We start from the raw sequence: 23,857 nt of genomic DNA on the forward strand, positions 1-23,857 counted from the left end.
GTAGGCCATGCCTTAGGAAATGGATAGGTTATGGCTACTGGCGACAGGCTGCGCTTCGGCGTCGATCTCGTGACATTCTTCCATCCCGGTTTCTGGGGCGTCGACAGCCATGAAGCGATCGTCGACCATGCGCGCGGCGAGCCGCGAGCCTTCTGGGACAAGATACTCGACAGCGTCCAGGCCTCCGGCGTCACCGGCGTCGAGCTGACCTTCTCTCCCTTCAACTGGCAGGACGCCATCAAGACCTATGGTTCCGTCGACGCCTTCGGGGCCGAGCTGGCAAGGCGCGGCCTGACTCTGTGCAGCGGCTTCTTCGCCGAGCTCGAAGCGGCCGGCGACTTTGCCGACCCCGAGGCCCAGCGTGCGCTGATCGACAAGGCGGAGCGCTATGCCGATTTCCTGAAGGCCTGCGGCAGCGACATCATGGTGATCGGCGGGCCCTTACGCCAGACGCTCGGCGCCCAGCCGGTGCAGTTCCACGATTTCGACCGCGCCAAAGTGATTGCCGACTTCCTCAACCGGCTCGGTGCGATCCTTTTTGCCAGGGGCGTGCGGCTTGCACTGCACACTGAGGCGCACTCGATCTTTGCCAGTGCGCGCGACGTCGACCTGATGATGATGCTCACCGATCCGGCCTATGTGCATATGTGCCCTGATACGGCCCATATCATCGTTGCCGGCTCCGATCCCGTCCAGCTCGTCGATCGCCATCACGAACGCATGATCATCGCCCACTGGAAGGATGCGATCGGCCCGATGCCGGTCGACACGCCGATCGACAGACACATCCACGAAAGCCACCAGCCCTACTTCTGCAGTTTCGGCCTCGGACGGGTCGACTGGCCGGCCTGGATCCGGCTGCTGCGCGACCGGGCCTATGAAGGCTGGGCGATCCTCGAACTCGATGCCGCGCCCGATCCCGTCCGCGACATCGCCAACGGGCTTACGCTCGTCCGGCAGGCGCTCCTGCCGATCTATCGCTGACAACAATTCCAAGACAACAAACGCCCCGCAAAGAGGGCATTTTCAAGAGGTGGAACTATGAAGACCATGATGAAGCTCTTTCTTGCCGGCGTGGCACTTGCCGGTTTTTTCGCCTCGGCGCATGCCGAGGACAAGCCGACGATCGAGATCATGTCGTCCTGGACGTCGGGCGGCGAGGCGGCGGCCCTGAACGTCATCAAGACGGAATTCGAAAAGCGCGGCGGCGTCTGGAAAGATTCCTCGATCGCTGGTTTCGGCGCAGCCGATGCCGCTTTCCAGAACCGTATCGTCGCGGGTGACGCGCCCGGCGCCAAGCAGGGCGTCATTGGCCTCGCAGCCGCCGATTTCGTCAGCCAGGGCCTGTTCAATCCGATCGATGACGTGGCCGCCGCCGGTAAATGGGCCGACGCCCTGCCGAAATCGATCCAGGATCTCATTTCCTATGACGGCAAGGTCTATCTGGCGCCCACCGGAGCCCATGGCGAAAGCTGGGTCTTCTATTCCAAGGAGGCCTTCGATAAGGCCGGTATTTCGCAGGAGCCCAAGACCTGGGACGAGTTCTTCGCCGATCTCGATAAGCTGAAGGCTGCCGGCGTCGTCCCGGTCGCCTGGGGTGGTCAGCCCTGGCAGCAGACCAAGGTCTTCAACATGATCCTGCTCTCGCAGGTCGGGATCGACGGCTTCCTGAAGATCTATGCCGACAAGGACAAGAGCGAGGCATCCGTCGAGGGCGCGAAGAAGACGCTCGCAATCCTCGGCAAGCTGCGCGGCTATGTCGATGCCGGCGCTGCCGGCCGCAACTGGAACGACGCGACCGCCATGCTGATCACCGCCAAGGCCGGCGTGCAGTTCATGGGCGACTGGGCAAAGGGCGAGTTCACCGTTGCCGGCAAGGTGCCGGGCAAGGATTACGGCTGCATGATCGCACCGGAATCGAAGGGCATGGTCTATATCGCCGACTCCCTCTGGTTCCCCAAAACGGGCAATGCTGCGACCGACAAGGCGCAGAAACTGCTCGCCGAAGTCGTCATGGACCCGACAGTCCAGGTTGAATTCGCCCTCAAGAAGGGCTCGGTGCCGATGCGCTCCGATGTTGACAAGTCTAAACTGGATACCTGTGCCCAGAAGGGCGCCGAACTGATGAGTGCCGGCGCCATCGTGCCGGACCAGGCGATCGTGCTAACGCCCCAGCAGGTCGGCGCGCTCGACGATTTCGTCGACGAATACTGGAGCGGCGGTTCGGACGACGCAGGCGCTGCGGCCAAGAACTTCTTCGCCATCTTCGAGTAGGATCGTGCCCGTGGCGTCGGGTTGATCCCGACGCCACGGCTGCCGGGCCGTCACCTTGCATGGCAGCCTGTGCCCCGTTTTCCCGTCAACGAGCTGGCCGATGTCCATCAAACGCAAAGCCAATCTTTCCGCCACCATCGCGCTGCTGCCGACATGGTTTGTCGCGGTCGCAGTCTTTATCGGCACCATGGCCTGGTCGATCCGGCTGTCGTTCACCAATTCGACGCTGTTTCCATCTTCGATCTATGTCGGCTTTGCGCAGTATTCGAAGCTCTTCTCTTCCGCCAAATGGCTGGCCTCGCTGCAAAACGTGCTGATCTTCGGCGTCCTTTACGTCGCGGGCTGCCTGCTGCTCGGCTTCCTGCTGGCCGCAGCACTGGACCGCAAGATCCGTTTCGAAAGCGCCTTCAGGACCATATTCCTCTATCCCTATGCCATGTCCTTCGTGGTGACGGGGCTGATCTGGCAATGGATGCTCAATCCCACACTCGGCATTCAGGCAAGCGTGCGGTCGCTTGGCTGGGAAAGCTTCGTCCTCGATTGGGTCGTCAATCGCGACATGGCGATCTATGCGCTGGTGCTCGCTGGCGTCTGGCAGGGCGCGGGGCTTGTCATGGTCATTGCGCTCGCCGGCATGCGCGGCATCGAGGCCGAGCAATGGAAGGCGGCGCGGATCGACGGCATTCCCGTCTGGCGCATCTACGTCTCGATCATCCTGCCGCAGCTCGGGCCGGCGCTGGCCGCCGCCGGCATGCTGCTCGCCATGGGTGTGATCAAGACCTATGACATCGTCGTCGCCATGACCAATGGCGGCCCCGGCAATGCAACGGAAGTGCCGGCGAAATTCATCATGGACAATCTGTTCGGGCGCCAGAACCTCGGCCTTGCGACAGCCGGCGCGACGGTGCTCGTCCTCGGCGTGATTATCGCCGTCGCCCCGTTCCGCTACGCGATGCACATGCGCGGCAAAGCGAAGGGAGCCGCGTAATGGCCGATCCTCATCCAAACGGCCCGAAGCCGGTACAGATCACCGCCGGGCGCATTGGTCTCTATACCTTCCTTGTTGTCGCAGCGCTGTTCTTCCTTTTGCCGCTCTACACCATGGTCGCCACTTCGCTGAAGTCCATGGACGAAATCCGGCTCGGAGAGATATTCGCCCTGCCGGCCAGGCTCGATTTTTCCGCCTGGATGACCGCATGGTCGGGCGCCTGCATGGGAACAGTCTGCGTCGGTATTCGCAGCGGCTTCTGGAATTCGGTGGCAATCACCCTTCCCTCGGTGGCGCTCTCGGTCTTCATCGGCGCCGTCAACGGCTATGCACTGTCGCTCTGGCGCCCGCGCGGGGCAAACCTGCTCTTCGGTCTGCTGATGGCCGGCGGCCTCATCCCCTACCAGATCTTCCTCTATCCGATGGTCCGGGCGATGGCGAATATCGATCTCTACAATTCGCTCGCCGGCATCATTCTCGTCCACGTCATCTTCGGCCTGCCGCTGGTGACGCTGCTCTTCCGCAACTATTTCGTCAGCGTCCCGGAGGAACTCTGCAAGGCGGCACGCGTCGACGGTGCGGGCTTCTGGCGCATCTTTTTCGAGATCATGCTGCCGATCGCCGTGCCGATGGTCGTGGTCGTCTCCATGCTACAATTCACCGGCATCTGGAACGATTTCCTGCTCGGTCTCGTCTTTGCCGGGCGCGACAACCTGCCGATGACCGTGCAGCTCAACAATATCGTCAACACCACGATGGGCGAGCGGACCTACAATGTGAACATGGCGGCGACCATCCTGACCGCCATCGTTCCGCTCGCCATCTATTTCCTGTCCGGCCGCTGGTTCGTGCGCGGCATCGCGGCCGGCGCAGTCAAGGGGTAACGCTTCCATGCAATCTGCCGTCTCCGTCAAGGACCTGAAGATCGCCTATGGCGATCACACGGTGATCGAGAAGATGTCCATCGACATCGCGCCTCGCGAGTTCCTGGTATTGCTTGGGCCTTCCGGCTGCGGCAAGTCCACGCTTCTGAACGCCATTGCCGGCCTGCAGGACATTACATCAGGCGAAGTCTGGATCTCGGGCAAGAATGTCAGCTGGGAGGAGCCGAAAGACCGCGGCATCGGCATGGTCTTCCAGTCCTACGCGCTCTATCCCCGCATGTCGGTGCGCAAGAACCTTTCCTTCGGCCTGCGCGTCGCCGGCCTGCCGAAGGACGAGATCGAGGCGCGCGTCGCCCGCACCGCCGCCCTTCTCCATCTCGACAAGCTGCTCGACCGGCGCCCTGCCGAACTGTCGGGCGGCCAGCGCCAGCGCGTCGCCATCGGCCGGGCGCTGGTGCGTGAAGTCGATGTCTTCCTCTTCGACGAACCGCTGTCGAACCTCGACGCCAAACTGCGCAACGAACTGCGCGTCGAGATCAAGAAGCTGCACCAGCGCCTCGGCAATACGATGATCTACGTGACCCACGATCAGGTCGAGGCCCTCACCCTTGCCGATCGTATCGCCATCATGCGCGACGGCGTGATCCAACAGCTCTCCTCCCCGGCCGAGATTTACCGCCGCCCGGCCAATCTCTTCGTTGCCGGTTTCATCGGCGCTCCGGCGATGAATTTCGTCGAGGGCCGGATCGAGCGCGGCGACGGGCCGCTAGTCTTCAGGAGCAAGGGGCTGACCATCGATCTCTCCGACTACTCCTTCCGCGCAGCCGTAGCTGAAGGACCGGCTACACTCGGCTTTCGCCCTGAGCATCTTGTGCTCGACGGCGCCGAAAGCGGCCTGCCCACCATTCCGGGCCGCGTTTCCGTTGTCGAGCCGATGGGTTCGGATGCCGTCGTCTGGTTCGACTGGGCGGACCAGAGCCTCTCGCTCCGGCTGATGGGCGACGTCACACTCGAGCCCGGCGATGCCGTGGCTCCCGGGCTCGATATCGCCAAGGCCTCCCTCTTCGGCGCCGACGGATCGCGGCTGTGACGCGCCATCCCTTCGTTTTCCCGCAATTCCGCACGCGCTTCGCGTCGTTTTGAGGATTGCTCCGGGACAGGATTTGAAAAGACATGCCTGAGATCGTCTATGATGCGCTGGTGATCGGCTCCGGCGCGGCGGGTTCCTTCGCGGTAAAAGAACTGACGGCGCAAGGGCTGTCGGTGCTGCTGCTCGAGGCGGGTCCCGCCGTCGGGCCTGGGGATTTCGACCCGGCGCGCAAGAAGGCGCCGGCAAGCAGCATCAATATCTGGGAGCGCGCGCGCGCGACCCTCAAGGGCCAGCCGATCCAGGCGCGCGCGGCGTTTTTCACCGAACGCTTCAGCCATTTCTTCGTCAACGATCGCAAGAACCCCTATACGACGCCGAAGGGCGAACCCTTCCTCTGGATCCGCGGCCGCCAGGGCGGCGGGCGCCTCCACAGTTTCGGGCGGGTGCTGCTGCGCTGGACCGACGACGATTTCAAGATCCACACACGCGCCGGAAAGGGCGTCGACTGGCCGGTCTCCTATGACGAGCTGGCGCCTTTCTACGACGAGGTGGAGGCCTATCTCGGGCTTTACGGCAATAAGGACAACGTGCCGACCCTGCCGGACGGCGTCTATGCGAAGCCGGCAAGCCTGACGCCCGCCGAACAGACCTTCAAGCAGGCGGTCGAAAGCCGCTGGCCGGAGCGGCACGTCATCTCGTGGCGCTATATCGCGCCCGACGCCGACCGCATGCCGCGGCCACTGCGCGAAGCAAAGGCCAGCGGCCGGCTGACGATCCGTTACGATGCCGTCGTTCGCGGCATCACCACGGACGAGAAAACCGGCCGCGCCACCGGCGCTGAGTTCATCGATCGCAACACCGGCGAGGTATCGACCGCCCACGCCGCGACAGTGGTGCTCTCGGCCTCGCCGATCGAGAGCGTGCGGCTGCTCCTGAATTCGGCTTCGGCGAAACATCCCGATGGGCTCGGCAACAGCTCGGGCGCTCTCGGCCGCTATTTCATGGACCAGCTTCCCTGCCTCGCCTTCGGCTCCTTTTCCAAAGCCAAAGGTTGGGCGCACGACGATTCCGCACCAACCGACCCATTCTACAATCCGTCAGGCGGGATCTTCATTCCCCGCTTCGGCGAAGGTGACGTTGCCCGCGGCGATTTCGATTACCAGGGCAGCGTCGGTCGCGCGCCGGTCTCGGAGCACACCGATGCGCGTCTCGCCTTCTTCGGCTTTGGCCGAATGCTGCCCTACGCCGACAATCGCATCACCCTCGATGCCAGGCGCAGGGATGCCTGGAACATTCCCGTGCCGCATATCCGCTGCGTCATGCAGGAGGAGGAACGGGCACTCCTCGGCCGTCAGGAGGAGACGCTCATCGCCATGGTCAGGGAAGTTGGCGGCGACCTCGAATTCATCGGCTCGCCCACAGGCCTCAAGGAGATGGGCAAGGGTGCCTTCCCCGACGCCGATGCCTTCAGCCGTTTCATGTTCCGCAAATGGTTCCGCAAGACAATGTGCATGGGCGCGGCAATTCACGAGACGGGCGGCGCGCGCATGGGCCAAACCCCGGAGGCCGCGGTGCTCAACTCTTACAACCAGGTCTGGGATGCGCCGAACCTCATCGTCACCGATGCCAGCGCCTTTCCCGGCAGCGGTATCGCCGGCACGACGCTCACCGTCATGGCCCTGACGATCCGCGCATGCCGGAACCTTGTCGATCAGTACCGGGCGGGGCAGCTGTAGACGCGCTTCGGTGGCTGGGGTCGGGCCATCTCGGTGGACGGTTGTCAGAACTGTCACACAAACTTCGCACTGACATGCTCCTGTCAAAAAAGCAAAAAGGAACAGGCCATGTCTCAAACACATCAGGACCAGCTTAGCCGGATAAAGGCCGAAATCGCCGACAGCTTCGATGAGGAGCTGGAAATGCAGATGGAGGAGGACCGACTGGACGATCTGGTCGCCGAAGGAATGTCGGAGCCGGCCGAGCAGACACTCGAGCGGAAGATCTATTTCCGGGAACTCTTCCGGCTGCAGCACGAGCTGGTGCGTTTGCAGGACTGGGTTCAGCACAAGCAGCTCAAGGTGGTCGTGCTTTTCGAAGGCCGGGACTCTGCCGGCAAAGGCGGCGCGATCAAGCGTGTTACCCAAAGGCTCAATCCGCGCGTCTGCCGCACGGTCGCGCTGCCCGCGCCGACCGAGCGGGAACGCCATCAATGGTATTTTCAGCGCTATGTCCCGCATCTTCCGACTGCCGGCGAAATGGTGCTCTTCGACCGCAGCTGGTACAACCGCGCCGGCGTCGAGCGTGTCATGGGTTTCTGCACCCCGGACGAACTCGAGGAGTTCTTCCGCTCTGTGCCGGAATTCGAGCGGATGCTCGTCCGTTCCGGGATCGTGCTGATCAAATACTGGTTTTCGATCACCGACGAGGAGCAGGAATTTCGCTTCAAAATGCGCATCCACGATCCGCTGAAGCAGTGGAAGCTTTCGCCGATGGATATGGAAAGCCGTGTCCACTGGGAAGAATATACCAAGGCCAAGGAAGAAATGCTGGCGCGCACGCACACCAAGGAAGCGCCCTGGTGGGTGGTCCAGGCCGTAGACAAGAAGCGGGCCCGGCTGAACTGCATCGCCCATCTGCTCGAGCAGATTCCTTACGAGGATGTCCCGAAGCAGGATATTGAGTTGCCGGATCGCGTTCGCCATGCCGATTACATCAGGGCGCCAGTGCCGCCGGAACTATACGTTCCCGAGCGCTATTGAGGCATAGCCCCAACGGGTTTTCGCAGCCGGATACGGCACTGCGCTTACGCCATGCGCGAAGGCATGGCGTAAGCGACCGGATCACCCGCGACCCTCCAATGGCGTCAGACGGCGGTCTTCGCCATGCTGTTCAGTTCCTGGACAGCATCATCCGGCAGCATCAGTCCGGCGGCGGCGAGGTTTTCCCTGAGATGGCCGACGGAGGAGGTGCCGGGGATCAGCAGTATGTTCGGCGCACGGCGCAGCAGCCAGGCGAGCGCAACCTGCATGGGCGTGGCGCCAAGGCGTGCGGCGACGTTGGAGAGCGTGGACGATTGCAGCGGGGTAAAGCCGCCGAGCGGAAAGAACGGTACATAAGCGATGCCCTTGCCCGCAAGCTCGTCGATGAGGGCATCGTCGGCCCGATGCGCGAGATTGTACTGGTTCTGCACGCAGACGATCTCGGTGATCCCGCGGCCTTCGGCGACCTGTTTCGATGTGGCGTTGCTTAAGCCCACCTGACGGACGAGACCTTGTCGCTGAAGATCGGCAAGCACCGCCAGGGGCTCCTCTATAGATCCTTCGGCGGGGCCATGCAGGTCGAACGTGATTCTGAGGTTGACCACGTCGAGCACATCCAGGCCGAGATTGCGGAGGTTGTCGTGTACCGCCTGCGTCAGCTCTTCGCGAGAGAAGGCCGGAATCCATGATCCATCCGTCCCGCGCCGCGCGCCGATCTTGGTGACGATGACGAGATCGTCGCGATAAGGGTGCAGCGCTTCGCGGATGATCCGGTTGGTGACGTGGGGGCCGTAGAAGTCGCTGGTATCGATGTGATTGACGCCTGAAGCAACGGCTTCGCGCAACACCGCCAAGGCGGCGTCATGATCCCTGGGCGGACCGAACACGCCTGGACCCGCAAGCTGCATGGCGCCGTAGCCAAGCCGTTTGACGCGACGGTCGCCGATGGTGAATGTGCCGGACTGATCGATTGTGGACATGATCGAACTCCTTTCAAGAGATGACACGAAGTTAGGCGTTGTCCGGCCGCGTGAAAACTGGGTACAATCCGTACGGGCTGTGCGGGATCGCGAACAATGAAAGTCGACTTGAGTGATTTGAATGCCTTCGTGGCCGTGGCACAGGCCGGCGGTTTTCGTGAGGGCGCGCGTGCCAGCGGCGGCAGCGCCTCCTTCCTCAGCGAGGCGGTTCGTCGGCTGGAGGCTCAACTCGGCGTCAGGTTGCTCAACCGCACGACGCGCAGCGTCGTTCCGACAGAGGCGGGCAAGGGTTTGCTGGAGCGGCTCGGTCCCGCATTGTCGGAAGTGGAGTCCGCCCTCGATGTCGTCAACGGTTTTCGCGACAGGCCGGCCGGTTCATTGCGGCTCAATGTGCCGGTCAGCGCGGCGCGGCTGGTGTTGCCCGCCATCGTTCCGCCATTTCTCGCCGCCTATCCCGACATTCGGCTGGAGGTGGTCGCCGAAGAGAGCTTCATCGACGTGCTCGCCGCCGGCTGTGACGCCGGCATCCGTTATGATGAGCGGCTGGAGCAGGATATGATCGCCGTGCCGATCGGCCCACGCGTGCAGCGCTTTGCCACTGCGGCGTCCCCCGACTATCTCGATCGTCATGGCCGGCCGCGGCACCCGAGCGAATTGCTCGGCCATGCCTGTCTGCTCGGCCGATTTGCCAGCGGCGCGCTGACGACGCCCTGGGAATTCGAGCGAGACGGCGAGGTGGTTCGGGTCGAGCCGAGCGGCCCCCTGATCGTCAGGATCGGCGGGGCGACCGATCTTAAGGTGGACGCTGCGATATCGGGTACGGGGATTATCCACGTTTTCGAGGACTGGCTGCGCCCGCATCTCGACAGCGGCGCCCTCGAGCCGATCCTCGAACCATGGTGGCAGCGTTTTTCCGGTCCGTTCCTCTATTATCCCGGACGGCGCCTGGTCCCCGCGCCGCTGCGGGCGTTCATCGATTTCGTCAAGGCATCGGCCAGCCAGCGCTGAGCGGCGTCAGAGCTTGACCCCGGCGTTGTCGCCATGATCCCCTGATCTTCTCATGGTCGCCCTCAATGGACGCTCGGGGTTTTCATGACCACTGCGAAGTCTTCGGCGACCAGTTCGCTGACCGCGATGAGGATCTCTTCCCGGGAAAAGCCGGATGTCAGGGCGCGTTGGATCAGATCCTGCAGATCCGGCTCCACGACATCGCGGCAATCTTCCAGGCGTTCCTCCGAGACGGTGAGGCTGTTCAGTTCGTCCATTGTCTGTCCTTTCCGGATATAACCACCGAGGCCTGGGAGGCCTCCCAGGCAGGAGCCGCTAGCGGGCAGCCGTGCGCTTGCTCCCGGCAGGCAGGCCCTCGCGCTGCATCTTCTTGCGGGCAGCCTTGCGCTGCCGGCTGATCGCCTGCGCCTTTTCCCTGACGCGACGTTCGGATGGTTTCTCGTAGGCGCGCCGTTCCTTCATTTCGCGGAACAGGCCTTCGCGCTGCATTTTCTTTTTCAAAACCCTGAGGGCCTGATCGACGTTGTTGTCTCTGACGAGTACCTGCATTTCAAGTTCTCCTTATTGAGATGGTGGTGTGATGATCGCCGTTCAGCCGAGCTGCTCGACAATCAGCGCCTGCAATTCGCGCCAGGTGAGAAGGCAGGGAGACGGCGTCCAGCTCCCGGCGGGGCGGCGAACTCGTCACCTTCACGCGGTTTGGCCGCCGCAACCGCGGTGACTTTTTTTGGGTCGTTCAAAAAAATCCTTCGCCGGCCATGGCCGGGTTATCGCTTGTGTGTGGGATTGCTTATCGCGCAGCGTATGGCGCGATGCGCAAGCGTGTCGCCTACAAGCCATACGGCTTCGGTCCCGCTTCGATCGGTCGCAGCTGTAAAATAAGTCTCGGAGACCGCGATTGCAACGGGCGAACCCGTTGCGTCACAAAACTCCACCGGAGGTATCCGTCTCTAGCATTTTACTCAAGTTATCCGCGTATTAGTTCGCCAATTTTTCTTCAAATTTGCGTGAAAATGGAATTATTCCATCGGAAATGAAGCAACGGGAAAATCGGCGGCGAAATTAACCTTCTGGTAAATAGGTTATTGACTTATAGTATTAATCAGTTGTTAAAGGAGCCGCTCGCTAAGGTCAAAATTGACCCGTCGATAAACAATTTTAGGAGAGAGCAATGGCTTCGCCGATACACGCAACTGATGATAGTGCAACATTTAACGAAACTGACGTAATTTCCGGAAATCTGCTTTCCAACGATTCTTCCGACAACGGCCACCTGTACCTGCGCGCCTTCGACGGCGAAAGCGTTGGTGCCAAGCAGGGCAACAGCCAGGTCACCGAGATCCATGGCGACTTCGGCACCTTCTTCGTCAAGCCGGACGGCAGCTATACCTACGTTCTCAGCGACGCTGCCAAGATCGGCTTCACCAACGGTGAAACGCTGACCGAACGTGTCACCTACAAGATCTCCGACGGCGCCGGCCACACCGACGTCGGCGTGTTCTCCCTGAACATCAAGGGCGTAACCCAGGTCAAGCCGGTGGCTGTCGATGACCACTTCAGCTTCTCCGAAGGCGACGTCATGGGTGGCAACGTTCTCAGCAACGACATTAAGGGCGACAACGGCAAGCTCTTCCTCCGTCAGTTCGACGGCACGAACGTCAGCGCCAAGAGCGGCCTCGACGCCGTTACCGACATCGCTGGCGACCATGGCATCTTCCACGTCAAGCCGAATGGTGAATTCACCTACACGCTGACGGAAGACCTGACTGCCGGCCAGCAGGTCACGGAAAACGTCCAGTACTACAAGATCTCCGACGGCGAAGGCCACACGGATGTCGGCGTCCTGACGCTCAACATCACCGGCACCGACGCTCACCTCGTTTAATCAGCGGCTGAGTTCATGAACAAACGACGCCCGCCGCATAATCGGCGGGCGTTTTCATATGTGCGCGTGTCTTGATGCAAGGCGCGGCAAGGTGCGGTTACATCTGAGCGGAAGTAAAACCCCTAGCCGGACAGCTTGCAGCGATGGCTAAACCGTTCGAATCCTCATAGGTTGCCTGACGCAACCCATAAGCCGCGAATGCTTGGGGTGTTTCGACGGAGACGAAGCAACCGGTATTCACGCACCAACGCGATACAATGTGGCGACAACACCCCGCCTTTGGAGATGTCTATGTCCCGACCACCGCGCCGGCCGCTCAATCCACTTGACGCTGCGGAAGCACTGTTCAAACCGGCGAAGAAGATCGCCGTGCCCGCTGCCGTCGAACGGCCGGTGCTGCCCAACGCAAAGGAACTCGTCTCGCTGAAGCTCGACAGCGACGTGCTCGCCTATTTCCAGGCCGATGGCCCGGGCTGGCAAGACCGCATGAACCATATCTTGCGCGTGGCGATGATCGACAAAGCCTGACAGCATCCGTGCCATCCAATAGTCCGGTATCCCCGTTGCAGCGGAGTGACGACGTCTTTCTTCGGTTGTGCAAATAGCATTTTTTAGCTAATTCTTATAAATGCCATGGGGGCGTAGTCTTGGCATTTGGAGGAGACGCCGTTGACCGAACACATCGAACCCAAACAAATCGAAACAGACGATCTGACAAAAGTCTGGTCCGTAACGGAGTTCTGCGCTCGTCACCGTATAGACGCAGAGGAACAAGCGCTGCTGCTCAAACTTTTCGGGCCATTCGCGACCGCCTGCGAACTGCTCCACAACGCCAAGCGAGCGCCAAGATTTAGGTAATCGGCGCTCGGCCTGGTTGCCTGCTTTGGATCGCTAGGATTGTTTTCCGGTCGCTTCGCGTCCAGCGCGTATCACGGCGTCTGTCGTGATATCGAACTTGTTGTAAACGTCGTCGATTTTGCCGGATGCTCCGAATTCATGCATGCCGACAAACACGCCGTCCAGACCGAGATAACGGTCCCAGGAATCCTGCACGGCAGCCTCGACGGCGACTCTCGCTCGCGTCTCACCCAACACCGATCTCTTGTAGGCGGCATCCTGCTTCTCGAACAGCAGCCTGCACGGCATCGAAATCACGGCAGTGCGGATCCCCTCGTTCTGCAGCACCGAGCGGGCTTCAACCGCCAGATGCAGTTCCGAGCCGGAGGCAAGAATCGTCAGCTGCCGCTCGCCGCCTTCGGCTTCCTGAAGAACGTAGGCTCCCCTTGCCGAGCGGTTCTCGTCCGTCGGGTCGCGGCGTAAAAGCGGCATCGGCTGGCGAGACAGGGCAATCAGCGCCGCCTGCCGCGGCGTATCCATGATCGCCTCCCAGCACTCGGCCGTTTCGATCGGGTCGCCCGGACGATAGACGGCGAGGCGAGGAATGGCGCGCAGTGCACTCAGGTGTTCGATCGGCTGGTGTGTAGGCCCGTCCTCGCCCAATCCGATCGAGTCATGCGTCATCACGAAAATCGAACGGACCTCCATGATCGTTGCGAGCCGGATCGCCGGGCGGCAATAGTCGGAAAAGGTCAGGAACGTCCCGCCATAGGGAACAAGCCCCCCATGCAGCGCCAAGCCGTTCATCGCCGCCGCCATGCCGTGCTCGCGGACGCCATAGTGAATATAGGAGCCACCATATTCCCCAGGCTTGATCTCGACCTGGTTCTTGGTCTTGGTGTTGTTCGAGGGCGTCAGATCCGCCGACCCGCCAAGCAGCTCAGGGATCGCATCGAAGAGATGGTTGAGCACGATGCCGCTCGCCTGTCGGGTGGCGAGGTCCTTTTCGGAGCCTAAGAGTTCCTGCTTTGCCGCAGCGATGGCGGCGCGCCAGCCGGACGGAAGCTCTCCCTTCATCCGTCGTTGAAAATCGTCTCGCTTCTCCGGCGAAGCGGTCTGGAGACGGATCGCCCAGGCCATCCGCGCCGACTCGCCTTTGGCGCCGATCTTCCGCCAATCGCTCAGAAGCGTTTGCGGTATTTCGAAGGGAGGCGATGTCCAGCCGAGGATCTTGCGGGCGCCGGCGATCTCGTCCTCTCCGGGCGCGTCGCTATGGGCCTTCTGCGTTCCCGCCCTTGTGGGGAAACCGAAGCCGATGATGGTTTTGCAGGCAATCATCGACGGCCGATCCGTCACCTTCTGCGCCTCGATGATCGCAGCGCGGATCGCATCGGTATCGTGCCCATCGATCTGCTGGACGTGCCAGTTCGCCGCGCGGAAACGTGCCGGATGGTCATCGGATTCGGCAAGACTTGTCGCGCCGTCGATCGAGATCGAGTTGTCGTCCCAGAAGGCGATGAGCTTGCCGAGCTTCAGATGTCCGGCAAGGGATATCGCCTCGTGGCTGATGCCTTCCATCAGGCAGCCGTCGCCCAGGAAGACATAGGTGTGGTGGTTGACCAGATTGTCGCCGAACGAGGCGTTCATGATCCGCTCGCCGAGCGCCAGACCAACGGAGTTTGCGATCCCCTGCCCCAGCGGGCCGGTCGTCGTTTCGATGCCCGTGGCGTGACGATATTCGGGGTGACCGGCGGTGCGGCTGTCGATCTGGCGGAAGCGTTTGATCTCGTCGATCGTCATGTCCTTGTAGCCCGTCAGATAGAGCAGGCTGTAGAGCAACATCGAGCCATGGCCGTTGGAAATGACGAAACGATCGCGGTCGAACCAATGGGGATCGCCCGCATCGAACTTCAGAAACTCGGAAAAGAGAACCGCCGCGATGTCAGCCATACCCATCGGCATGCCGGGGTGACCGCTCTTTGCCTGTTGAACCGCGTCCATGGAGAGGAAACGGATGCAGTCGGCGAGATCCCGGAGGCGTTGATCCTTGGGAGCTGGGAATGTCTTCGGCGCTTGAGAGGTGTCCGGCATTGGGAGAAACTCCTTGGAGTACCTGGATTGTGAAGGCAGATGTCTGCCCCGTTGTCTCGTTGACCGTGGCCTAAGAGCCCGCCGCGGCGAATTTGACGGATCCAGGCTGAACCTAGTGCGGAGTTTCCAGTTGTGGATACCATCCGCGTTAAGAAAGACCGATTTCTACGACCTCCTCCGCGCGCCGGCGCCGTCAAGCGGATAAGAAAAACCTGTCGTGAGGGATGTAGACGACGCCCTCTTCGCACTTCCTAAATGACCTGGCAGGCCAGCGCGATTTTCCTGAATTGCTCCTCACCTTCTGCACAAAATCTGCAATCCGGCGGGGCATTTTCCTGTCATGAGCAAGAACGACACCCCGCCCCGCATCACACCCTCCGCTGTGCCGGATCGCCTCCGCAAGGACGGGTGGTGGCTGATAGAGACGCGCCAGCCTCGGGGGGCCCTTTCCGAGGGGATCTCCGCAAGCATGCGCATCGTGATGGAACGGCGGCATTTACGAGAGGACCAGCAATGGACACAACCGACACCTTGACATCGCCGATGCCCATCAGACGCAATCCCGGCCGAATTCCCGTGCTGCTTGGCATCGTGGCGCTGGCGGATTTTCTGATCTTTGGCCAGGAACCCGGGATAAATCTTTTTCTCTTTGCGCTCGCCATCTGCGCCTGCATTCTGTTCTCGGCCATGAAGAGCCTCTCGCCTTTAACGGCGGCTCTTCTCCTCGGCTTTTCGATCCTGGCGTCGGCGCCTCTGCTGGAAACATCGTCGCCCATGGGCTTTGTTCTTTGCCTCTGCGCCTTGATGTCAGTTGCTCTCACCTGCGCCAGACTTGTACCGCGCAGCCTAACCGAGCTGCCTTCTGTGTTTCTTCGTTTCGCTGTCGTCATTCCATTCCGGCTTGTCGAGGACAGCAAGAGATATTTTGCGACACGGGCCAAACATTCGTCTTCAGCCGAAATCCGCAGAAGCATCGGCCTCTGGGTGATGCCGCTCATTCTCGCATCGGTCTTCCTGCTTCTTTTTGCGGCGGCGAATCCGCTCATCGAGGTCACGCTGCGCAGTATCCGTTTTGACCTTCTGCTGCAGTTTCTTGATCCCTGGCGGATCGGCTTCTGGGTGGTGATATCAGCGGTCGTCTGGGCGATGCTCCGGCCGCGGCTGGCACGCCGCACTGCGAGGTCGCAAGCCAGCAGAGCGCTCCATATCGTGCCGACCAAAAATGCACCGCTCGGCCACGCCTCGCTGCTGCGGTCGCTGCTTCTCTTCAATGCGCTCTTTGCCGTGCAGACGCTTCTCGATCTCGTCTATCTCTGGGGCGGCGCCGATTTGCCCGATCACATGAGCCATGCCGAATATGCTCATCGCGGCGCCTATCCGCTGATTGCGACAGCGCTTCTTGCCGCCGGTTTCGTCCTCCTCGCCATGCGGCCCGATGGCCCCGGCGATAAAAGCCCCCTGATCCGCGGCCTTGTCTACGCATGGATCGGCCAGAACATCCTTCTCTGCCTGTCTTCGATACTGCGGCTCGAGCTTTACGTCGAGGCCTATTCGCTGACGGAACTGCGTGTTGCCGCTGGTCTCTGGATGGGCATCGTCGCCATCGGCCTTGCCTTGATTCTGCTGCGCATTCTGCTGAACCGATCCAACGAATGGCTGATCGCCACCAACCTCGCTTCCCTCATCGCCGTTCTCTACATCAGCGCCTTCATCGATTTCCCCGCTTTCATCGCCCGCTTCAATGTCACCCACAGCCGGGAGATCAGCTTCGAAGGCCAGCCGCTTGATATCGATTATCTCTCCTCACTCGGCCCTTCCGCCATTCCCGCACTCGATCTCTATCTCCTCAAGCTGCCGGATCATCTGATGGACCAGAGGACCCAAGCGGTGACAGTTCGGTACTACCTCGCCAGGAATTTTGAGATGCGCCGGCGCGACTGGCGGAGCTGGACTTTCCGGTCTGCGCGACTGGACAGCTATCTCCTTTCTCCCATTGCAAGATAGAACGAGAACGATAACAACAGGTCCGACAAACAACGCAGGACTGGTGGATGTCGCCCCGCATTCTCGTCGTCGATGACGAACCTCACATTCGCGATGTGATCTGCTTCGCCCTCGAACGCGCCGGCATGGCATCGACGGCAGCCCGCAACGGCATCGAGGCGATGGCGGCCTTCCGACGCGGCAACATTGATCTCATCATTCTCGATATCGGCATGCCCGACATGGACGGTCTGGAAGTCTGCCGCCAGATCCGCAAGACTTCGGGCCTTCCGATCCTGTTTCTTTCGGCGCGCGACGAGGAGATCGACAGGGTGTTGGGCCTCGAAATCGGCGGAGACGACTATGTCACCAAACCTTTCAGCCCGCGCGAACTCGTCGCCCGGGTGAAGGCGATCCTGAAGCGCAGCGGCAGTGAAGCAGGCCCTGACAGACGCCATGCCGCTCTGGTTGCCGGCGAACTCAGTTTGGACCGCCGCGGCAGGACGGTCACATTAGGCGAGAGCGCCATCGCGATGACGGCGCTCGAATTTGCCATCCTGGATGCATTGCTGTCACACCGGGACATGGTCTTCAGCCGCGAACAGCTGATGGAAGCGGCCTATGGCCCGAACACCTATGTCTCCGACCGGACGATCGACAGCCATATCCGCAACATCAGGGCCAAGTTCGGGGCCGCTGGCGGCTCGGGGGTCATCGCAACCGTTCACGGCATCGGCTTCAAGCTCGGCGGCGAAATCGGAAGGAAGGTCTGATGCCGGCGCCGAAAGTCCGCACGAAGTGGCGGCCGACGCTGGCGCTGATCGTCTTTGCCGTGCTTTTGACCGTCATGATGCTGCCGATCCTGATCGTCATCTGGTTTCGCACCGCCGAGGCGAGTTCGAGCGGAATGGCGCCGACGGAAATCGGCGCCCTCGTCGTTGTCCTCCTGTTGACGCTCGCCGTTGCCTATGTGCTGACGCGCACGATTACCGGGCCTATCGACGCCTTGATCGCCCGCGCGGACGAGATCGCCCGCGGCGGCAAGGCTGCAATCCGGCCGCTCGAAAGTCATGGAACGCGTGAGATCGCGGTGCTGTCGCAAAGCTTCCTCGATCTCGCCGGGAAACTGGTCGATCGCACCGAATATGTCCGCTCCTTTGCCGCCCATGTCTCTCATGAGCTGAAATCGCCGCTGACGGCCATCCGGGGTGCGGCAGAGCTTTTACGCGACGATGACGGCGAGCAGCAGATGACGAAAGCGCAGCGGCTGCATTTTCTCGACAACATCGTCGCCGACGCAGTCCGGCTGGATGCATTGCTGCAGCGGCTGAGGGAGCTTGCGCAAGCCGAAACGCCTTTGACCGAGGGCCAGATCAGCGTCGCAGACATCATATCCTTGCTGCGCGGACAATTCCCTGCCCTCAGGATCTCAGGCGCAGGCGATACGGGATTGTCAGTTGCTCTTCCCCAGGAAGCAGCCGGCATCGTCTTTACCAATCTTGCCGAAAACGCCTTGCAGCACGGCGCCACGCTCCTGGAACTCACAGTGTCGGCCAGTGCCCGAACAGCCGTCATTCTTGTCCGCGACGACGGCAGCGGCATTTCCGAGGCAAACTGCGAGCGCGTCTTCCAGCCGTTCTTCTCGACCCGCCGCGAGCAGGGCGGCACCGGCGTGGGGCTCGGCATCGTCCGCGCCATGCTGAGTTCCCACGGCGGCACGATCCGCTTGCTGCAGACGGCAGGCGCCGGCGCCGAATTCGAGATCACGCTGCCCGCCCTATCCGCGCGGGGCTGAGGCGGAGCCTCCCAAAAGGTAACTGCCTCCTTGCCCGTCAGTCTTATTCACGTTGGCGGCATGTTTCAACAGATGTTGCTTGACATACGAACTAGTTAGTACATTCTGAAAGAGCGAACAGCGGAGGAGTCGATCGCGACGGCAATATCTCGGTTATGACGCGCATTCGCGTGTCTGACGACGGTCAGCCGGCAAGGGCAAGGCCACGCTTTGGGAGGAGCGCATGACCCGTATCATCGTTTTTATTTCTTCGTGCTGAAGGTGACGATCGCCCAGCTGCTCGCGGGCATGGTTTTGCTCGGCGCCTTTCGCCTGATCACCGGCAGGGAGCCCGATGTTGGTCGCATGCTTGCGCATTTCAAGACCATGACGGCGTAACGCCTATTGCGAGGACCACTCCGATGAAGACATCGATTGCGACCGTTTCATTGAGCGGCGACCTGCGTGACAAGCTTGAGGCGATCGCCAAGGCAGGTTTCGACGGGGTGGAGATTTTCGAGAACGATTTCCTGATCTTCGACGAGAGCCCTGGGGAAGTCGGCCGCATGGTGCGCGATCTCGGAATGGAGATCACGCTCTTTCAGCCGTTCCGCGATTTCGAAGGCATGCCGGAGCCGCTGCGCGGCCGCACTTTCGACCGAGCGGAGCGCAAGTTCGACCTCATGCAGGAGATGGGCACCGATCTCGTGCTCGTCTGCTCGAACGTTTCGCCGGCTGCCCTCGGCGGTCTCGACCGGGCGGCGGCGGACTTCCATGAGCTCGGTGAGCGCGCCGCCAAGCGCGGCCTGCGCGTCGGTTACGAGGCGCTCGCCTGGGGCCGCCACATCCACGACCATCGCGACGCCTGGGAAATCGTCCGGCGGGCCGATCATCCGAATATCGGCCTGATCCTCGACAGCTTTCATACGCTGTCGCGCAAGATCGACGTCAACTCGATCCGCTCGATCCCGAAGGAGAAGATCTTCATCATTCAGCTCGCCGATGCGCCGCTCTTCGACATGGATCTGCTCTACTGGAGCCGGCACTTCCGCAACATGCCGGGCGAAGGCGACCTGCCGGTGCTCGATTTCATGAAGGCCGTCGCCGCAACCGGTTATGACGGCTATCTGTCGTTGGAGATTTTCAACGACCAGTTTCGCGGCGGTTCGCCGAGCGCGATCGCCGTCGACGGCCGCCGCTCTCTGATCTATCTCGGCGACCAGGTGAAGCGGCAGCAGCCGGAGAGCGCGCTGCCGGTGCCGGCCATGCCGCCGCGCGCTGCCGTCGAGGGCATCGCCTTCGTCGAATTCACCGCGGATGAGGACGAGGCGCCTGCGCTCGAGGCGCTGTTTGCCAGCCTCGGTTTCCGCAAGGCGGCCAGGCATAAAACCAAGCGCGTCACCGTCTTTCGCCAGGGCGCCATCAATCTCGTCGTCAATACCGAGCAGAAGGGCTTTGCCAGTGCCTCCTATGCCGTTCACGGCACCTCGGCCTATGCCGCCGGCCTGATGGTTGATGATGCCAAGGCTGCGTTGCAGCGCGCCGTCGCGCTCGGGGCGGAACGGTTCGCGCAATCGCTCGATGCCGGCGAGATCGAGATGCCGGCCGTTCGCGGCGTCGGTGGCGGCGTCCTTTATTTCCTCGACCGCAAGACCGAGCTCGGCCGCATCTGGGAGATCGAGTTCGATGCGATCGAGGACGATATCCCTCCGCAGCCGGCTGGGCTGCAATCGATCGACCATATGGCGCAAACGATGAAATACGAGGAGCTTCTGACCTGGCTGTTGTTTTATACGTCGCTCGTCGAGGCGGAGAAGACGCCCATGGTCGATATCGTCGATCCCTCCGGCATCGTCCGTAGCCAGGTGGTCGAGAATGCGGAAGGGTCTCTGCGCATCACGATGAACGGCGCGGAAAACCGCAACACGCTGGCCGGCCGCTTTATCGCCGAAACCTTCGGCTCCGGCATCCAGCATCTCGCCTTCAGGACTGACGACATTTTTGCGACCGCCGCCGCGCTTGCGGCAAACGGTTTCGTCTCGCTTGCGATTTCACCGAATTATTATGACGATCTCGAAGCTCGCTTCGGCCTCGATGCCGAATTTGCCGATCGCCTCAAGGCCAACAACATCCTCTACGATCGCGACGATTACGGCGAATATTTCCAGCTCTACAGCCCGACCTATGGCGAGGGCCTGTTCTTCGAGATCGTCGAGCGGCGCGGTTATCGCGGTTATGGCGCGGCAAACGCCATTTTCAGGATCGCGGCGCTGAGGAAGCACATGCGGCCGACCGGCCTGCCCCGCGCCTGAGGCGCCATATCACGCCGAGGTCCGGAGCATCAATTCGGCATTGAGAAGAATGCGGTCCGCCGGCGCGACCGCCCCTGTGCCCTCGCCGAGCCTGCCGAGCAGCAGCTCGATCGCCAGCCGGCCGATCTCGTTATAGTTCTGTGCGACCGTCGTAATCGGGGGGCAGGCGTAGCGGGACAGAGGATGGTCGTCATGTCCGGCAACGCGCAGATCATAATTGGCGCCGTGGCCGACCTTGAGTCCCTGCTGATAGGCGGCGGCGATGACGCCGAAAGCGACGCGGTCGTTGGCGCAAAGCACGGTGCGCGTCGGGAAACCTTCGCCCGAGGTGAGGATGCGGGTCGCTTCCTCGAAGCCGAAACGCTCGAAATCCCAGGTCTTGCTGTCGGTAAGCCCGACAATCTCAGGCACCATCCGGAACTGCTCCATCGCCTCCACATAGGCCGTCTGGCGCGTCAAGGCGTTGGTGTTGACATGCGGCATGCCGAAATAGCAGGGCGGTTCGCCCGAGCGGCAGAGATAGTCGACGATCAGATTGAAGCTCTGGCGATTGTTGGTGCCGACGAAGGAGGATGTCTCGTCGAGTGGCGAGTCCACGTAGATGAGGGGCACGCTGCGGCCGAGTTCATCGAGCGTCGCATGGTGGGATTCCACGCCGAGCGGGGCGATGATCGCGCCGGCGACATTCATGGATTTCAGCGTCTTGATCGCCCGGTCTTCCATCTCCGCCTTCCCGTCCGATGACAGGACGAAGGCCAGGAACCCCGTCTCGTTGGCAATCATCTCGATGCGGCGGGTGAGCGCCATGTAGAAGGGATCGGTGGAATTGGGAATGATGACGCCGAGAATGTTGCTGCGCCGTCGATTGAGGTTGACGGCGAACATATTGGGCCGGAACCCCGATTTCTTCAGGGCCTGCTCGATCGTTTCCCGCGTCTTCTGGCGCACCGACATTGGATCGCTGAAATATTTGGAGACGGTGGGACGCGACAGACCGACGAACTCCGAAAAGTCCTCCATGGTTTTGATCGTCTTTCCCACCATCTGATCTCCTGATCGGTCGCTCCTGACGGTTTCTAGATGACTCATCGCCGAACGAAAAGCGGTTGTCGTTCGGCTACGATGACGATGAGGTCGATCTAGTCGATGGAGAACTGTACCTTCATCGTTGCGGGATCGGCGGACTTCGTGATGATGAAAGGCAAGACCTCGCCGAGCGGCAGGCGATGGGAAACCAGCGCGGCCATCGCTCCTTTGTCTCTTTTCAGGATTGCGAGGGCCTCGGGAATGTTGCGGTTCAGCGAATGGGACCCGGCAAAACGGATCTGGCGCCGGAAGATCTCGAAGGGCGCGATGGAAATGCGCTGATCGGGCGCGCAGACGCCGAAGACGAGAACCGTGCCGCCGTCGGTGACAAAATCGATCATGCTTTCGACGACGCGGGCGATGCCGGTCGCATCGGCGACGAAATCGAAGTCATGGTGGCGGGCGGCAAGCGCCTGGGATCCCGAGACGGCCGTCTCCAGCCCCAGCTTTTCGGCAAAGGCAAGGCGGCCCTCGTTGATGTCGGCAACCGTCACCGACGGAACGCCTTCGGCTTTCAGGGAAAGCGCAAGCAGCAGCCCGATCGGCCCGGCGCCGAAGACCAATGCATTCTCCGTTCCAGCCGGACCGGCCCGCAGGCCGGCGCTGCCGAGGCCGTTCAAGACGCAGGCAAGCGGCTCGGCAAGTGCGGCGAGGTTGAAGTCGAGATCGCCGATCTCATGCAGATGATCGGTCCTGACCAGGCTGTATTCGGCAAACCCGCCGTTCTCCGTCACGCCATAGGCCTTCAGATCACGGCAGAGATTGCTTAACCCCTTGCGGCAGGCTCGGCATTCTCCGCAGGGAAGATTGGGGTCGGCGACGACCTTGGCGCCGACGGCAAGGCCGGAGACATCGCCCGCGACGGCCTCGACCACGCCGGCAAATTCATGGCACGGAACCAGCGGAAAACGGCCTTCGCCATAGCGGCCATGCAGGACGTCGATATCGGTATGACAAAGGCCGGCCGCGCGCACGCGCACAAGCGCATGGCCGGGCCTGACCTCCGGTACCGGCAGCGTCTTGGTAACCGCGACGCCCTTTTCGGTATAGCAGATGGCTTCCATCCCTCTGGCTCCTGGCTTCATGTTTGCGGCTGCGGTCAGCTCATCCAGTTGCCGCCGTCGACATTATAGGTCTGGGCGAGGATGTAGTCGCTGTCGGCGGAAGCGAGGAAGACGGCCAGACCCTTGAGGTCGTCAGGCGTGGCGAAACGGCCGATCGGGACGGATTTGGCGACGGCGGCCTTCTTCTCGCCCGGCTTCAAGCCTTCCCATTTGGCAAAATGGGCATCGACGACATCCCAATGCTCGCCGTCCACGACGCCCGGTGCGATCGCATTGACGTTGATGCCGTATTTGACGAGCGCGAGCGCCGCCGACTGCGTCGCCGAGATGATGGCCGCCTTGGAGGCGCAGTAGAGCAGCACCAGCGCCTCGCCGCGACGACCGGCCTGGCTTGCCATGTTGATGATCTTGCCGCCCCTGCCCCGCTTGATCATGACATTCGAGGCGGCCTTCATCATGAAGAGCGGGCCCTTCAGGTTGATGGAGAAGACCCGGTCGTAACTTTCCTCGGTGATCTCGTTGACAGGCGCCATGTCGAAGATGGCGGCATTGTTGATGAGGATGTCGATACCGCCGAACTCATCGTCGACCGCCTTGACGAGAGTGTCGATGGCCGAGAGATCGGTGACATCGAGCTTCATCGCCTTTGCGGCGGGGCCGATTGCTGCAGCGGATCTCGTTGCCCTTTCGATGTCGATATCGGCGATGACGACCTTGGCGCCTTCCTTGACGAAGGCTTCGGCAAAGCCGAGACCAATGCCGCGCGCACCGCCGGTGATCAGGGCGACCTTGTCTTTCAGTCTCATGTCTTTCTCCAATTCATCAGGCGAAGAAGCCGGAAA

23 protein-coding genes are annotated in these 23,857 nt (G+C 61.5%); 16 read left to right on the forward strand and 7 right to left on the reverse strand.

Annotation, left to right across the window (positions count from 1 at the left end; all coding sequences use genetic code 11):
- Positions 1–30: 30 nt before the first annotated feature.
- The 7 genes from EFB14_RS09760 to ppk2 all read left to right on the forward strand — a co-directional run bounded on the left by EFB14_RS09760 (position 31) and on the right by ppk2 (position 7,995).
- Positions 31–984 (forward strand): sugar phosphate isomerase/epimerase family protein, encoded by a 954-nt coding sequence (locus EFB14_RS09760; RefSeq protein ID WP_125843212.1) that lies wholly within the window; start codon positions 31–33, stop codon positions 982–984.
- 57 nt (positions 985–1,041) lie between these two features.
- Positions 1,042–2,274 carry an ABC transporter substrate-binding protein gene (locus EFB14_RS09765; RefSeq protein ID WP_126824810.1) on the forward strand — a complete coding sequence of 411 codons (1,233 nt, stop codon included), beginning with the start codon at positions 1,042–1,044 and terminating at the stop codon, positions 2,272–2,274.
- 100 nt (positions 2,275–2,374) lie between these two features.
- Positions 2,375–3,262 carry a carbohydrate ABC transporter permease gene (locus EFB14_RS09770; RefSeq protein WP_125843208.1) on the forward strand — a complete coding sequence of 296 codons (888 nt, stop codon included), beginning with the start codon at positions 2,375–2,377 and terminating at the stop codon, positions 3,260–3,262.
- Positions 3,262–4,146 carry a carbohydrate ABC transporter permease gene (locus tag EFB14_RS09775; RefSeq protein WP_126824813.1) on the forward strand — a complete coding sequence of 295 codons (885 nt, stop codon included), beginning with the start codon at positions 3,262–3,264 and terminating at the stop codon, positions 4,144–4,146. The genes EFB14_RS09770 and EFB14_RS09775 overlap by 1 nt, the downstream gene beginning before the upstream one ends.
- A gap of 7 nt (positions 4,147–4,153) precedes the next feature.
- Entirely contained in the window at positions 4,154–5,236 is a 1,083-nt protein-coding gene (locus EFB14_RS09780) for an ABC transporter ATP-binding protein (RefSeq protein WP_126824816.1), read from the forward strand.
- Positions 5,237–5,319: 83 nt separating this feature from the next.
- Entirely contained in the window at positions 5,320–6,972 is a 1,653-nt protein-coding gene (locus EFB14_RS09785) for a GMC oxidoreductase (RefSeq protein ID WP_126824819.1), read from the forward strand.
- A 108-nt stretch (positions 6,973–7,080) separates the two neighbouring features.
- Positions 7,081–7,995 carry a polyphosphate kinase 2 gene (gene ppk2 / locus EFB14_RS09790; protein WP_125843200.1) on the forward strand — a complete coding sequence of 305 codons (915 nt, stop codon included), beginning with the start codon at positions 7,081–7,083 and terminating at the stop codon, positions 7,993–7,995.
- A gap of 104 nt (positions 7,996–8,099) precedes the next feature.
- On the opposite strand, the gene EFB14_RS09795 is transcribed toward ppk2, so the two are convergent.
- On the reverse strand, positions 8,100–8,975 hold the full coding sequence (locus tag EFB14_RS09795; RefSeq protein WP_125843198.1) for an aldo/keto reductase family oxidoreductase: 876 nt from the start codon (positions 8,973–8,975) through the stop codon (positions 8,100–8,102).
- A gap of 96 nt (positions 8,976–9,071) precedes the next feature.
- On the opposite strand from EFB14_RS09795, the gene EFB14_RS09800 reads away from it, so the two are divergent.
- A complete protein-coding gene (locus tag EFB14_RS09800; protein WP_125843196.1) occupies positions 9,072–9,983 on the forward strand; it encodes a LysR family transcriptional regulator in 912 nt (303 codons plus the stop codon).
- 62 nt (positions 9,984–10,045) lie between these two features.
- Here the strand turns inward: EFB14_RS09800 and EFB14_RS09805 are convergent, their stop codons facing one another.
- Positions 10,046–10,240, reverse strand: coding sequence for a hypothetical protein (locus tag EFB14_RS09805; RefSeq protein ID WP_125843194.1), 195 nt, complete (start codon positions 10,238–10,240; stop codon positions 10,046–10,048).
- 58 nt (positions 10,241–10,298) lie between these two features.
- Entirely contained in the window at positions 10,299–10,532 is a 234-nt protein-coding gene (gene rpsU, locus EFB14_RS09810) for a 30S ribosomal protein S21 (protein ID WP_126824822.1), read from the reverse strand.
- Positions 10,533–11,154: 622 nt separating this feature from the next.
- Between rpsU and rapA2 the strand changes: the two genes are divergently transcribed.
- From rapA2 to EFB14_RS09825, 3 genes are all read left to right on the forward strand, one after another.
- A complete protein-coding gene (gene rapA2, locus EFB14_RS09815; RefSeq protein ID WP_125843192.1) occupies positions 11,155–11,868 on the forward strand; it encodes a calcium-binding lectin RapA2 in 714 nt (237 codons plus the stop codon).
- Between the two features lie 291 nt (positions 11,869–12,159).
- Complete coding sequence (locus EFB14_RS09820) at positions 12,160–12,396, forward strand: BrnA antitoxin family protein (RefSeq protein WP_125843190.1); 237 nt, start codon at positions 12,160–12,162, stop codon at positions 12,394–12,396.
- 141 nt (positions 12,397–12,537) lie between these two features.
- Positions 12,538–12,726 (forward strand): hypothetical protein, encoded by a 189-nt coding sequence (locus tag EFB14_RS09825; protein ID WP_064841742.1) that lies wholly within the window; start codon positions 12,538–12,540, stop codon positions 12,724–12,726.
- A gap of 33 nt (positions 12,727–12,759) precedes the next feature.
- Here EFB14_RS09825 and tkt read toward each other — a convergent pair whose 3' ends face one another.
- Entirely contained in the window at positions 12,760–14,796 is a 2,037-nt protein-coding gene (gene tkt / locus EFB14_RS09830; RefSeq protein WP_126824825.1) for a transketolase, read from the reverse strand.
- A 513-nt stretch (positions 14,797–15,309) separates the two neighbouring features.
- Here tkt and EFB14_RS09840 point away from each other — a divergent pair.
- From EFB14_RS09840 to EFB14_RS09855, 5 genes are all read left to right on the forward strand, one after another.
- Positions 15,310–16,800 (forward strand): DUF4153 domain-containing protein, encoded by a 1,491-nt coding sequence (locus EFB14_RS09840; protein WP_126824831.1) that lies wholly within the window; start codon positions 15,310–15,312, stop codon positions 16,798–16,800.
- Between the two features lie 47 nt (positions 16,801–16,847).
- Positions 16,848–17,552 carry a response regulator transcription factor gene (locus EFB14_RS09845; protein WP_126824834.1) on the forward strand — a complete coding sequence of 235 codons (705 nt, stop codon included), beginning with the start codon at positions 16,848–16,850 and terminating at the stop codon, positions 17,550–17,552.
- Entirely contained in the window at positions 17,552–18,574 is a 1,023-nt protein-coding gene (locus EFB14_RS09850) for a HAMP domain-containing sensor histidine kinase (RefSeq protein WP_126824837.1), read from the forward strand. Before EFB14_RS09845 ends, EFB14_RS09850 begins: the two co-directional genes overlap by 1 nt.
- 210 nt (positions 18,575–18,784) lie before the next feature.
- Positions 18,785–18,952, forward strand: a complete 168-nt coding sequence (locus EFB14_RS32845; protein WP_164737505.1) for a hypothetical protein — start codon at positions 18,785–18,787, stop codon at positions 18,950–18,952.
- Positions 18,953–18,975: 23 nt separating this feature from the next.
- Entirely contained in the window at positions 18,976–20,865 is a 1,890-nt protein-coding gene (locus EFB14_RS09855) for a bifunctional sugar phosphate isomerase/epimerase/4-hydroxyphenylpyruvate dioxygenase family protein (RefSeq protein WP_126824841.1), read from the forward strand.
- 9 nt (positions 20,866–20,874) lie between these two features.
- Here the strand turns inward: EFB14_RS09855 and EFB14_RS09860 are convergent, their stop codons facing one another.
- From EFB14_RS09860 to EFB14_RS09870, 3 genes are all read right to left on the reverse strand, one after another.
- A complete protein-coding gene (locus EFB14_RS09860) occupies positions 20,875–21,885 on the reverse strand; it encodes a LacI family DNA-binding transcriptional regulator (protein ID WP_125843422.1) in 1,011 nt (336 codons plus the stop codon).
- A gap of 119 nt (positions 21,886–22,004) precedes the next feature.
- Positions 22,005–23,015, reverse strand: a complete 1,011-nt coding sequence (locus EFB14_RS09865; RefSeq protein WP_126824844.1) for a zinc-dependent alcohol dehydrogenase family protein — start codon at positions 23,013–23,015, stop codon at positions 22,005–22,007.
- Between the two features lie 35 nt (positions 23,016–23,050).
- The gene (locus EFB14_RS09870) at positions 23,051–23,821 is read right to left on the reverse strand and encodes an L-iditol 2-dehydrogenase (RefSeq protein WP_125843174.1); all 771 of its coding nucleotides are present in this window, start codon (positions 23,819–23,821) and stop codon (positions 23,051–23,053) included.
- Between the last annotated feature and the right edge of the window lie 36 nt (positions 23,822–23,857).

It is taken from the genome of Rhizobium fabae (genome assembly GCF_003985135.1).
GTDB lineage: Bacteria > Pseudomonadota > Alphaproteobacteria > Rhizobiales > Rhizobiaceae > Rhizobium > Rhizobium pisi.